The organism is Streptomyces murinus (assembly GCF_002154555.1).
GTDB classification, from domain to species: domain Bacteria; phylum Actinomycetota; class Actinomycetes; order Streptomycetales; family Streptomycetaceae; genus Streptomyces; species Streptomyces murinus.
Genome location: NZ_MUNF01000027.1, coordinates 21,818 through 33,543, shown reverse-complemented (window position 1 = coordinate 33,543; position 11,726 = coordinate 21,818). Strand labels below are relative to the sequence as shown.

General features: G+C 69.7%; 13 protein-coding genes. All 13 read left to right on the top strand.

Going from position 1 to position 11,726, the window contains the following annotated elements:
• Window positions 1–313 precede the first annotated feature (313 nt).
• The 13 genes from CCN72_RS02300 (at window position 314) to CCN72_RS02240 (ending at window position 11,590) form a co-directional block, all read left to right on the top strand.
• Window positions 314–1,441 (top strand): LCP family protein, encoded by a 1,128-nt coding sequence (locus CCN72_RS02300; protein ID WP_086806105.1) that lies wholly within the window; start codon window positions 314–316, stop codon window positions 1,439–1,441.
• Between the two features lie 175 nt (window positions 1,442–1,616).
• Complete coding sequence (gene rpmE, locus CCN72_RS02295) at window positions 1,617–1,841, top strand: 50S ribosomal protein L31 (protein WP_018571447.1); 225 nt, start codon at window positions 1,617–1,619, stop codon at window positions 1,839–1,841.
• A gap of 109 nt (window positions 1,842–1,950) precedes the next feature.
• Complete coding sequence (prfA, locus tag CCN72_RS02290; protein ID WP_085566571.1) at window positions 1,951–3,018, top strand: peptide chain release factor 1; 1,068 nt, start codon at window positions 1,951–1,953, stop codon at window positions 3,016–3,018.
• Window positions 3,019–3,068: 50 nt separating this feature from the next.
• A complete protein-coding gene (gene prmC / locus CCN72_RS02285; RefSeq protein WP_037656510.1) occupies window positions 3,069–3,914 on the top strand; it encodes a peptide chain release factor N(5)-glutamine methyltransferase in 846 nt (281 codons plus the stop codon).
• A 50-nt stretch (window positions 3,915–3,964) separates the two neighbouring features.
• Window positions 3,965–4,612, top strand: a complete 648-nt coding sequence (locus CCN72_RS02280) for an L-threonylcarbamoyladenylate synthase (protein ID WP_037656508.1) — start codon at window positions 3,965–3,967, stop codon at window positions 4,610–4,612.
• Window positions 4,609–5,286 (top strand): arsenate reductase/protein-tyrosine-phosphatase family protein, encoded by a 678-nt coding sequence (locus CCN72_RS02275; protein ID WP_085566573.1) that lies wholly within the window; start codon window positions 4,609–4,611, stop codon window positions 5,284–5,286. Before CCN72_RS02280 ends, CCN72_RS02275 begins: the two co-directional genes overlap by 4 nt.
• Window positions 5,287–5,398: 112 nt before the next feature.
• Window positions 5,399–6,637, top strand: coding sequence for a serine hydroxymethyltransferase (locus CCN72_RS02270; protein ID WP_086806104.1), 1,239 nt, complete (start codon window positions 5,399–5,401; stop codon window positions 6,635–6,637).
• 129 nt (window positions 6,638–6,766) lie between these two features.
• A complete protein-coding gene (locus CCN72_RS02265) occupies window positions 6,767–8,095 on the top strand; it encodes an MraY family glycosyltransferase (protein ID WP_086806103.1) in 1,329 nt (442 codons plus the stop codon).
• Between the two features lie 302 nt (window positions 8,096–8,397).
• Window positions 8,398–8,838, top strand: a complete 441-nt coding sequence (locus CCN72_RS02260) for a Cg1360 family ATP-synthase-associated protein (protein WP_086806102.1) — start codon at window positions 8,398–8,400, stop codon at window positions 8,836–8,838.
• 210 nt (window positions 8,839–9,048) lie between these two features.
• A complete protein-coding gene (gene atpB / locus CCN72_RS02255; protein ID WP_037656502.1) occupies window positions 9,049–9,888 on the top strand; it encodes a F0F1 ATP synthase subunit A in 840 nt (279 codons plus the stop codon).
• Window positions 9,889–9,963: 75 nt separating this feature from the next.
• Complete coding sequence (atpE, locus tag CCN72_RS02250) at window positions 9,964–10,191, top strand: ATP synthase F0 subunit C (RefSeq protein WP_037656501.1); 228 nt, start codon at window positions 9,964–9,966, stop codon at window positions 10,189–10,191.
• A gap of 41 nt (window positions 10,192–10,232) precedes the next feature.
• On the top strand, window positions 10,233–10,778 hold the full coding sequence (locus CCN72_RS02245) for a F0F1 ATP synthase subunit B (protein ID WP_037656500.1): 546 nt from the start codon (window positions 10,233–10,235) through the stop codon (window positions 10,776–10,778).
• Window positions 10,775–11,590, top strand: coding sequence for a F0F1 ATP synthase subunit delta (locus tag CCN72_RS02240; RefSeq protein ID WP_086806101.1), 816 nt, complete (start codon window positions 10,775–10,777; stop codon window positions 11,588–11,590). The genes CCN72_RS02245 and CCN72_RS02240 overlap by 4 nt, the downstream gene beginning before the upstream one ends.
• Window positions 11,591–11,726 lie beyond the last annotated feature (136 nt).

The following is an 11,726-nucleotide window of genomic DNA, read 5'->3' as shown; positions in this document are numbered from 1 at the left end:
GGAACCAGCTGACTGAGGCCGTCCCCGCGGGGGCGGCCTCCGTCGTAGGCGAAGCGAGACCTTTGCCACAAGGGTCACGTTCCGCACCCGGTCGGAAACATAGGACAACCGGTGCCAAAGCCGCAGGTGAGCGCCGTACTCCCGATCCGGCCCACTACACACAGTGCCCATCGCCCCACGCGGTGGGCACTCTGCGTCGTGCAACGCTGTCCCGAGTTTCTCCGTCCTACCGCGCGGAGGGACGATGGAGCGGTGATGACCGCGCCTGACCCTGACCGCAGGGGGTAACCGATCGACGAGACCTAGGAGTGCCGTGTCCGCCGAGAGCATGCCGGAACCGATACCTCAGACCGGCGCCCAGGAGCCCGGCCGCGGAGGCCGGGGACGGCGCCGCAAGCCCCGCAGCACCGGCCGCAAGGCCCTGCTCGCGACGGCCTGGACGGCCGCGGGCGTGCTGGTGCTCGGCGGCGCCGGAGCCGGATACCTGTACTTCAAGCTCAACGGCAACCTGCACAGCGTCGACATCAACCAGGTCCTCGGCAAGGACCGGCCCACGAAGATCGACAACGGCTCCGAGAACATCCTGGTCCTCGGCTCCGACACCCGCGCCGGCACCAACAAGAAGCTCGGCGGCGGCACGGACGACGGCAGCGCCCGCTCCGACACCGCGATGATCGTGCACGTCTACGAGGGCCACAAGAAGGCCAGCGTGGTCTCCATACCCCGGGACACCCTGGTGGACCGCCCCGCGTGCACCGACACCAAGGGCACCACGCACCCGTCCGCGAGCGCCGTGATGTTCAACGAGGCGTACTCCACCGGCGGCGCGGCCTGCGCCGTGAAGTCCGTCGAGGCCCTCACCGGCATCCGCATGGACCACTACCTCGAGGTCGACTTCGCGGGCTTCCAGAAGCTCATCGACGACCTCGGCGGCGTCCCGGTCACCACGACCAGGGCCATCGCCGACCCGCAGAGCCACCTGGACCTCAGGGCCGGCACGCACACCCTCGACGGACAGCAGGCCCTCGGCCTCGTCCGCACCCGGCACGGCGTCGGCGACGGCTCCGACCTCGGCCGCATCCAGCTCCAGCAGGCCTTCGTCAAGGCGCTGCTCGGCCAGGTCAAGAACGTCGGCGTCTTCAGCGACCCCAAGAAGCTGTACGACCTCGCCGACACCGCCACCAAGGCCGTCACCACCGACTCCGACCTCGGCTCGGTCAACTCCCTCATCGACTTCGCCGACGGCCTCAAGGGCATCGACGCCCGGCACATGACGATGGTCACCATGCCCGTCCAGTACGACCCGGCCAACCCCAACCGCGTCCTGCTGGAGAAGTCGAAGGCCCGGCTGGTGTGGGACGCGCTGAAGAACGACCGCCCGATACCCGCGTCGGCCAAGGGCACCGCCACGGGCGAGGCCGGCGGTGTGGTGAGCGGCTGACGCACGGCTGCCGGACCGCCCGGGGAAGCCGCCGGACCGCCCCCGGGAATAGAACAACCGCACCCCCGGTTTGGGGGGATGGCCCCAGTCCTGGCAGACTGGTACGTCGGCCCCGGTTCACGTCCCCGCAGCCCGCGGCGGCGACCCGGAGCCCTCCCGAAACCTAGGAGAAACCTTGAAGCGCGACATCCACCCCGAGTACGTCGAGACGCAGGTCAGCTGCACCTGTGGCGCGTCGTTCACCACCCGGAGCACCATCGACTCCGGCACCATCCGTGCCGAGGTCTGCTCCGAGTGCCACCCGTTCTACACGGGCAAGCAGAAGATCCTCGACACCGGTGGCCGTGTGGCCCGCTTCGAGGCCCGCTTCGGCAAGGCTGCCGCCGGCTCCAAGAAGTAGCGAGCCCCCATTCGCCGGTCCACGGCCGTACGTCCGCGAGGGCGTGCGTCCGGGACCGGCGTTTTTGGTCGCCCGCCCCTTCCCTTCACCGCAGTACAGGAGCCGAAAGATGTTCGAGGCAGTCGAGGACCTCGTCGCCGAGCACGCCGACCTCGAGACGAAGCTCGCCGACCCGTCGGTCCACGCCGACCAGGCGAACGCGCGCAAGCTGAACAAGCGCTATGCCGAGCTGACCCCGATCGTCGGCACGTACGGCTCCTGGAAGCAGGCCGGCGACGACATCGAGACCGCGCGCGAGCTGGCCGCCGACGACCCGGACTTCGCCGCCGAGGTCAAGGAGCTGGAGCAGCAGCGCGAGGAGCTGACCGAGAAGCTGCGCCTGCTGCTCGTCCCGCGTGACCCGAGTGACGAGAAGGACGTCATTCTGGAGATCAAGGCGGGCGCGGGCGGCGACGAGTCGGCGCTGTTCGCCGGCGACCTGCTGCGCATGTACCTGCGCTACGCGGAGCGCGTCGGCTGGAAGACCGAGATCATCGACGCCACCGAGTCCGAGCTGGGCGGCTACAAGGACGTCCAGGTCGCGGTGAAGACCCGCGGGCAGACCGAGCCTGGCCAGGGCGTGTGGGCGCGGCTGAAGTACGAGGGCGGCGTGCACCGCGTGCAGCGGGTGCCGGCCACCGAGTCCCAGGGCCGTATCCACACCTCCGCCGCCGGTGTCCTCGTCACCCCCGAGGCCGAGGAGGTGGACGTGGAGATCAACCCGAACGACCTCCGCATCGACGTCTACCGCTCCTCCGGTCCCGGCGGCCAGTCCGTCAACACCACGGACTCCGCGGTGCGCATCACCCACCTGCCCACCGGTGTCGTCGCCTCCTGCCAGAACGAGAAGAGCCAGCTCCAGAACAAGGAGCAGGCCCTGCGTATCCTGCGCTCCAGGCTGCTCGCCGCGGCCCAGGAGGAGGCGGAGCGGGAGGCCGCGGACGCCCGCCGCAGCCAGGTCCGCACCGTCGACCGCTCCGAGAAGATCCGTACGTACAACTTCCCGGAGAACCGCATCTCCGACCACCGTGTCGGCTTCAAGGCGTACAACCTGGACCAGGTCCTGGACGGTGAACTCGACGCGGTCATCCAGGCCTGCGTCGACGCCGACTCCGCGGCGAAGCTCGCGGCCGCGTAGGGCGACGCCGCCTTACGGCAAATACGAGTGCTGACTTCCGGAGGACTTGCGTGAACCTGCTGCTCGCGGAGGTGGCCCAGGCCACCCAGCGGCTGGCCGACGCCGGCGTGCCCTCGCCGCGCACCGACGCGGAGGAGCTCGCCGCGTTCGTGCACGGCGTCAAGCGCGGCGAACTGCACTCCGTGAAGGACGCGGACTTCGACGCCCGGTACTGGGAGGTCATCGCCCGGCGTGAGCAGCGCGAGCCGCTCCAGCACATCACCGGGCGGGCCTACTTCCGCTACCTGGAACTCCAGGTCGGGCCAGGCGTGTTCGTGCCCCGGCCGGAGACCGAGTCGGTGGTCGGCTGGGCCATAGACGCGGTGCGCGCCATGGACGTGGTCGAGCCGTGCATCGTCGATCTGTGCACCGGCTCCGGGGCCATCGCGCTCGCCCTCGCCCAGGAGGTGCCGCGCTCCCGGGTGCACGCCGTGGAGCTGTCGGAGGACGCGCTGCGCTGGACCCGCAAGAACGTCGAGGGGTCCAGGGTCGACCTGCGCCAGGGCGACGCCCTGTCCGCGTTCCCCGATCTGGACGGCCAGGTCGACCTGGTCATCTCCAACCCGCCGTACATCCCGCTCACCGAATGGGAGTACGTCGCCCCCGAAGCCCGCGACTACGACCCCGAACTCGCGTTGTTCTCGGGGGAGGACGGGCTCGACCTGATCCGCGGCATCGAGCGCACCGCGCACCGGCTGCTGCGGCCCGGCGGGGTCGTCGTCATCGAGCACGCCGACACCCAGGGCGGACAGGTGCCGTGGATCTTCACCGAGGAGCGGGGCTGGGCCGACGCGGCCGATCACCCCGACCTCAACAACCGGCCGCGGTTCGCCACCGCCCGCAAGGCGCTGCCGTGAGCAGCACCGAGACTTCAACCCCGCAGTTTGTGTACGAGGAGGCCCGTTAAATGGCACGGCGATACGACACCAACGACGCGACCGACCGCGCGACGGGTCTGCGCGAAGCCGCGTCCGCCGTCCGCCGGGGCGAGCTGGTGGTGCTGCCGACCGACACGGTCTATGGCATCGGCGCCGACGCGTTCTCCTCCGAGGCCGTCGCCGATCTGCTCGCCGCCAAGGGCCGGGGCCGCAATATGCCCACCCCCGTGCTCATCGGCTCCCCGAACACCCTGCACGGCCTGGTCACGAACTTCTCCGAGATGGCCTGGGAACTGGTCGACGCGTTCTGGCCGGGCGCCCTGACGCTGGTCGCCAAGCACCAGCCGTCCCTCCAGTGGGACCTCGGCGACACCCGGGGCACCGTCGCCGTGCGCATGCCGCTGCACCCGGTCGCCATCGAGCTGCTCACCGAGGTCGGCCCGATGGCCGTGTCCTCCGCCAACCTCACCGGACACCCGTCGCCGGAGACCTGTGACGCCGCGCAGGACATGCTCGGCGACTCCGTCTCCGTCTACCTCGACGGCGGCCCGACCCCGGGCATCGTGCCCTCGTCCATCGTGGACGTCTCCCGCGACGTGCCGGTGCTGCTGCGCGAGGGCGCCATCTCGGCGGACGAGCTGCGCAAGGTCGTACCCGACCTTGAGGTGGCGAATTGACGGCCCCTGAAGCGGGGCGTGGCATAGGCATCGGGGAGCGCCTCGCGGAGGAGACGACGACGTTCGGGTTTCCGCGCGACACCTTCCGCATCCTCCACGTCAGTACCGGCAATGTGTGCCGCTCGCCCATCACCGAGCGGCTGACCCGGCATTTCGTCGCCGAGCGCCTCGGTGTGCTCGGCGGCGGCCTGATCGTGGAGAGCGCGGGCACCTGGGGCCATGAGGGCGCGCCCATGGAGGCCAACGCGGAGACCGTGCTGGCCGAGTTCGGCGCGGACGCCTCCGGCTTCATGGGCCGGGAACTGCTCGACGAGCACGTCATCCGGGCCGACCTGGTCCTGACCGCGACCCGCGACCACCGCGCCCAGGTCATCTCCATGGGCCATTCGGCGGGCCTGCGCACGTTCACCCTCAAGGAGTTCACGCGCCTGGTCCGCGCGATCGACCCCGCGACGCTGCCGCCGCTGGACGAGGGCCTCGTCATGCGCGCCCGCGCCCTGGTCCGCGCCGCCGCCGCCCTGCGCGGCTGGCTGCTGGCCCCCACGGCCGAGGCGGACGAGGTCTACGACCCCTACGGCGCGCCCCTGCCGTTCTTCCGCTCCATCGGCGACGAGATACGGGACGCGCTGGACCCGGTCGTCACGGCGCTCACCGGAGTCCCGGCACGGATGTAGTGCCGGGCGCGGTGCGCGCCCACCGGGCCGTCCGCGCCGGTCGACACCGCGCCCCCTGACGAACCCCGGCCTACATTGGGGATACGTCACCGTCGACCGCCCGGAGTCCGTCATGTCGGTCAGCACCCTGCACGAGGCCGATGTCCTGCGGCAGCAGGATCCCGAGGTGGCCGAGATCCTGCTGGCGGAGCTGCGCCGGCAGTCGACGTCGCTCCAGCTGATCGCGGCGGAGAACTTCACCTCCCGCGCCGTGCTCGCCGCCCTCGGCTCCCCGCTGGCCAACAAGTACGCCGAGGGCTACCCCGGCGCCCGCCACCACGGCGGCTGCGAGATCGTGGACATGGCCGAGCGGCTGGCGGTGCGGCGGGCCTGCGCGCTGTTCGGGGCCCGGCACGCGAACGTACAGGCCCACTCCGGCTCCTCCGCCGTCCTCGCCGCGTACGCCGCCCTGCTGCGCCCCGGCGACACCGTCCTCGCCCTCGGCCTGCCGTACGGCGGCCACCTCACCCATGGCTCCCCGGCCAACTTCTCCGGCCGCTGGTTCGACTTCGTCGGCTACGGCGTCGACGCGGAGACCGGCCTGATCGACCACGACCAGGTGCGCCATCTGGCCCGCAACCACCGCCCCAAGGCGATCGTGTGCGGCTCCATCGCCTACCCCCGGCACCTCGACTACGCCTTCTTCCGCGAGGTCGCCGACGAGGTCGGCGCCTATCTGATCGCGGACGCCGCCCACCCCATCGGCCTCGTCGCGGGCGGCGCCGCCCCGAACCCGGTGCCGTACGCCGACATCGTCTGCGCGACCACGCACAAGGTGCTGCGCGGCCCCCGTGGCGGCATGATCCTGTGCGGCGCCGAGCTGGCCGAGCGGGTGGACCGTGCGGTGTTCCCGTTCACCCAGGGCGGGGCGCAGATGCACACCATCGCCGCCAAGGCCGTCGCGTTCGGCGAGGCCGCGACCCCGGAGTTCGCCACGTACGCGCACCAGGTGGTCGCCAACGCCCGCACCCTGGCCGGCCACCTCGCCGAGGAGGGGCTCACCGTCACCACCGGCGGCACGGACACCCATCTGATCACCGCCGACGCGGCGCCGCTCGGCGTGGACGGCCGCACCGCCCGCGGCCGGCTCGCCGCCGCCGGGATCGTCCTGGACTGCTGCGCGCTGCCGCACGGCGACGGCCGGGGCCTGCGCCTGGGTACGGCCGCGGTGACCACCCAGGGCATGGGCGAGCCGGAGATGGAGCGGATCGCGAAACTGCTCGCCGCGGTGGTGCGCGGGCACCCGGAACCGGCCGGGGCGCGGGCCGAGGTGCGGGAGCTGACCGGCGCGTTCCCGCCGTATCCGAGCTGACCGGAACCGGGCGCGGGGCGCCTCACAGCATGGTCTGCAACCATCCTGGCTACCCGTAAGTCCTCAGACGTATACGCCCGCCGCTAGGCTGTGGGGCTGTGATGGCCAGCGAGACCTGTGGGGAAGCCCGTGCGTGAATACCTGCTGACGCTCTGCATCACGGCCGCGGTGACGTACCTGCTGACAGGGCCGGTGCGGAAGTTCGCGATCGTGGCGGGGGCGATGCCGGAGATCCGGGCCCGGGACGTGCACCGGGAGCCCACTCCGCGCCTCGGCGGGATCGCGATGTTCTTCGGACTGTGCGCGGGCCTGCTGGTCGCCGACCACCTGTCCAGCCTGAACTGGGTGTTCGAGAAGTCCAACGAGCCGCGGGCCCTGCTCTCCGGCGCCGCCCTGATCTGGCTGATCGGCGTCCTGGACGACAAGTTCGAGATCGACGCCCTGATCAAGCTCGGCGGCCAGATGATCGCCGCCGGCGTCATGGTGATGCAGGGTCTGACGATCCTGTGGCTGCCCATCCCCGGCGTCGGCAATGTGGCGCTGACCCAGTGGCAGGGCACGCTGCTGACCGTGGCGCTCGTCGTCATCACCATCAACGCCGTGAACTTCGTGGACGGCCTCGACGGTCTCGCGGCCGGCATGGTGTGCATCGCGACGGTGGCGTTCTTCCTGTACGCGTATCGCGTCTGGGTGTCGTACGGCATCGAGGCCGCCGCCCCCGCCACCCTGTTCGCGTCGATCCTGATGGGCATGTGCCTGGGCTTCCTGCCGCACAACATGCACCCGGCGCGCATCTTCATGGGCGACTCCGGCTCCATGCTGATCGGCCTGGTGCTGGCCGCGGGCGCCATCTCGATCACGGGTCAGGTGGACCCGGACGTGATGAACCTGTTCTCCGGTTCCGAGCGCGCCACCGTGCACCAGATGGTGCCGGTGTACATCCCGCTGCTGATGCCGCTGACGATCATCGCGATCCCGGCCGCCGACCTGGTGCTGGCCATCGTGCGGCGCACCTGGCGCGGGCAGTCGCCGTTCGCCGCGGACCGCGGGCATCTGCACCACCGGCTGCTGGAGATCGGCCACTCGCACAGCCGCGCGGTGCTGATCATGTACTTCTGGTCGGCGCTGATCGCCTTCGGCGCGCTGGCCTACTCGGTCAACTCGGCGTCGATGTGGATCGTGCTCGGCGTCGTCTTCCTCAGTGCCGTGGGCCTCGTCCTGCTGCTCCTGCCGCGCTTCACACCGCGGGTGCCGGTGTGGGCCCAGCGCTTCGTGCCGCCGCGCTACCGGCGCCGGCGGGCGGCCGCGGCGGAGGCGGAACTCGCCATGGAGGCGGCCGCGCAGGACGCTCCCGACGAGCCGGAGACCGATGAGCGCGCGCCCGTCACGGCCGGTGTGTCCGGCGTCAACGGGGCGACCGCAATCGGCACTCGTGGGCGTTTTCCTGACCGTTCCTGAGACGGGCAAGGTAAGAATCTGACTAGAGCATTGCCAAGTCGTGGGGGAGCAAAGATCCCTAATACCAGACAAAGCGGCTCGGTTTCTGATCAGACGTGCAGAGTCACTCTCATGTGTGACAGCAAGCACACCTACCAGGTAAAGACCTCATCAAATAGTTTGTGATACTGTTCACGAGAACCCGGGATAGAACCGACGGACCGTAGTGCGACGGCCCTTTGGTGTGAGGTCTCGTTCACTCAGCCCGGGACTACGCTCGTCCATGACGACACCTGCCCCCCTGTGAAAGCGGAGTTGCCGCCATGCCGTCTTCTGACGCCCGGATCCTGGCCCAGGCCGCCGTACCCACGGCTGTCGTCGGCGCGCTTGCCGCCGTCGTCAGTGGTGTGGTCGCGGGCGGCAAGGGAGCGATCGGGGCCGTCGTCGCGACGGTGGTCGTGATCCTCTTCATGGGGCTCGGTCTCTACGTGCTCCAGCGCACCGCCAAGTCATTTCCGCAGCTGTTCCAGATGATGGGCCTGATGCTCTACGCGGCTCAGCTGCTGCTGATGGTCATCTTCGTCGCACTGTTCAAGAACACCACGCTCTTCAACCCGCGTGCCTTCGCCATCACGCTTGTGGTCGCCACCCTCGTGTGGATCGCCGCGCAGACGCGTGCGCACATGAAGGCCAAGACCCTCTACGTCGAACCGGACGCCTCGTCTTCGGGTGACAAGCCCGAAAAGACAGGGCGTTCGTCGTGAGAGGTAGGGCCGGGATAAAGGCGCAGCACGCATGCTGCTATCGTCCGGTGCCAACTGCGGCATCGCGGGCGCGGGCATCTGAGCTGACGCCTGTTCGATCGCGAGGCGAGATGCCCCCCAGCCGCCCCCACATCCGTCACACCAGTCCCGTGCCGACCCGCGGCCGCACGCCGCGCCGACACAACGAGGTTGCCGTACCTATGCGCCACGATGAAGGAGCCCGCGGTGAGTGCTGATCCGACGCAGACGCTCGCTTTCGACTCGAGCTGCCACCTGTTCAGCGGGTGCGGCTTCGGGACCGTCGCTCCGGGCCTGCATTCGTTCCTCTTCGAGCCGATCTGGGGGGACACGAACGGCCTCTACTTCAACAAGCCGATGCTCCTCGCCCTGCTCGGCTCCATCATCGTCGTGGGCTTCTTCTGGGCCGCCTTCGGCAAGGCCAAGGTCATCCCGGGCAAGCTCCAGATGGTCGGCGAGGCCGGCTACGACTTCGTGCGCCGCGGTGTCGTCTACGAGACCATCGGCAAGAAGGAAGGAGAGAAGTACGTACCTCTGATCGTCTCTCTCTTCTTCTTCGTCTGGATGATGAACCTCTGGTCGGTCATCCCGGTCGCCCAGTTCCCGGTGACGGCGATCATCGCCTACCCGGCCGCCCTGGCCGCGATCGTCTACGTCCTGTGGGTCTCGCTCACCTTCAAGCGGCACGGTTTCGTCGGCGCCTTCAAGAACTTCACGGGCTACGACAAGTCCCTCGGCGCGGTGCTGCCGCTGGCCATGGTCATCGAGCTCTTCTCGAACCTGCTGGTGCGCCCCTTCACCCACGCCGTCCGACTCTTCGCGAACATGTTCGCCGGCCACACGCTGATCGTGCTCTTCACGATCGCCAGCTGGTACATGCTGAACGGCATCGGTATCGCCTACGCCGGCGTCTCGTTCGTGATGACGATCGTCATGACCGCCTTCGAGCTGTTCATCCAGGCCGTCCAGGCGTACGTCTTCGTCCTGCTGACCTGCTCCTACATCCAGGGCGCGCTCGCCGAGCACCACTGAGCCACCCCGCCCCGAAACCCCTGGTCGTCCGGTGGCCAACCCCCCACCGGTCCGTAAAGAAAAGGAAGAACTGGCATGTCCCAGACCCTTGCCGCTGTCACTGGTTCGCTCAGCTCCGTCGGTTACGGCCTTTCGGCCATCGGCCCCGGCGTCGGCGTCGGCATCATCTTCGGTAACGGCACGCAGGCTCTTGCGCGTCAGCCCGAGGCGGCGGGCCTGATCCGCTCCAACCAGATCCTCGGCTTCGCGTTCTGTGAGGCGCTGGCCCTCATCGGCCTCGTCATGCCGTTCGTCTACTCCTGAGTCGAACGACAGCGACAGCCCATTCGACGAAAGGCACTGAGATGACCCACTCATGGGTTCAGTTTGCGGCGGAGAAGGAGAACCCTCTCATTCCGCCGTGGCCGGAGCTCGTCATCGGCCTGATCGCCTTCGTCATCGTCTTCGGCTTCCTCGCCAAGAAGCTCCTCCCGAACATCAACAAGGTTCTGGAAGAGCGTCGCGAGGCCATCGAGGGCGGTATCGAAAAGGCCGAGGCCGCGCAGACCGAGGCCCAGAGCGTCCTTGAGCAGTACAAGGCCCAGCTGGCCGAGGCACGGCACGAGGCCGCGCGACTGCGCCAGGAGGCGCAGGAGCAGGGTGCCACGCTCATCGCCGAGATGCGGGCCGAGGGCCAGCGGCAGCGCGAGGAGATCGTCGCCGCCGGTCACACCCAGATCGAGGCCGACCGCAAGGCCGCCGCGTCCACGCTGCGTCAGGACGTCGGCAAGCTCGCCACCGACCTGGCCGGCAAGCTCGTCGGCGAGTCCCTCGAGGACCACGCCCGGCAGAGCCGTGTGATCGACCGCTTCCTCGACGAGCTCGAGGAGAAGGCCGAGGCCGCGCGATGAACGGAGCGAGCCGCGAGGCCCTGGCAGCCGCACGGGAGCGTCTTGACGCGCTGACGGACTCCACGTCCGTGGACGCGGCCGCGCTCGCCGACGAGCTGGCGGCCGTCACCGCGCTGCTCGACCGCGAGGCCGGCCTGCGCCGGGTTCTCACCGACCCGGCGCAGTCCGGAGAGGCCAAGGCCGAGCTGGTCCAGCGCCTGCTCGGTGCCCAGGTCAGCGGCGCGGCCGCCGACCTGGTGGCCGGGATGGCCCGCGCCCGCTGGTCGCAGCCCCGCGACCTGGTGGACGCGACGGAGCAGCTGGCGGACATCGCCGACCTCACCGCCGCGGAGAAGCGTGGCAACCTCGACGAGGTCGAGGACGAGCTGTTCCGCTTCGGCCGGATCGTCGCCTCCAGCACCGAGCTGCGCGCCGCCCTGACCGACCGCACCGCGGGTGCCGCGGCCAAGACCGAGCTGCTGAACCGGCTGCTGGGCGGACGGGCCAAGCCCGCCACCGAGCGTCTGGTCGTGCGCCTCGTGGCCGCGCCGCGTGGTCGTAGCCTGGAAGCGGGACTGGAGTCCCTGTCCAAGCTGGCCGCGGAGCGCCGGGACCGTCTGGTCGCCGTCGTCACCTCGGCGGTACCGCTGAGCGACACCCAGAAGCAGCGCCTCGGCGCCGCCCTCGGCAAGCTCTACGGCCGCCGGATCCACCTCAACCTGGATGTGGACCCCGACGTCGTCGGCGGTATGCGGGTCCAGGTCGGTGACGAGGTCATCAACGGTTCGCTCGCGGACCGACTGGACGAGGCCGCCCGCCGCATGGCGAGCTAGCGGCGACGCGACAGCGACGCAGCACCTCGACATACCGAGTAATAGCAGTACGTACATACGGCCCTGGTTGGGCCGTGCAGAGGATTCACCTCCTGTTGGGGGGAGTCCCCATCCCCCCAAAGTGAAACTTCGGGCC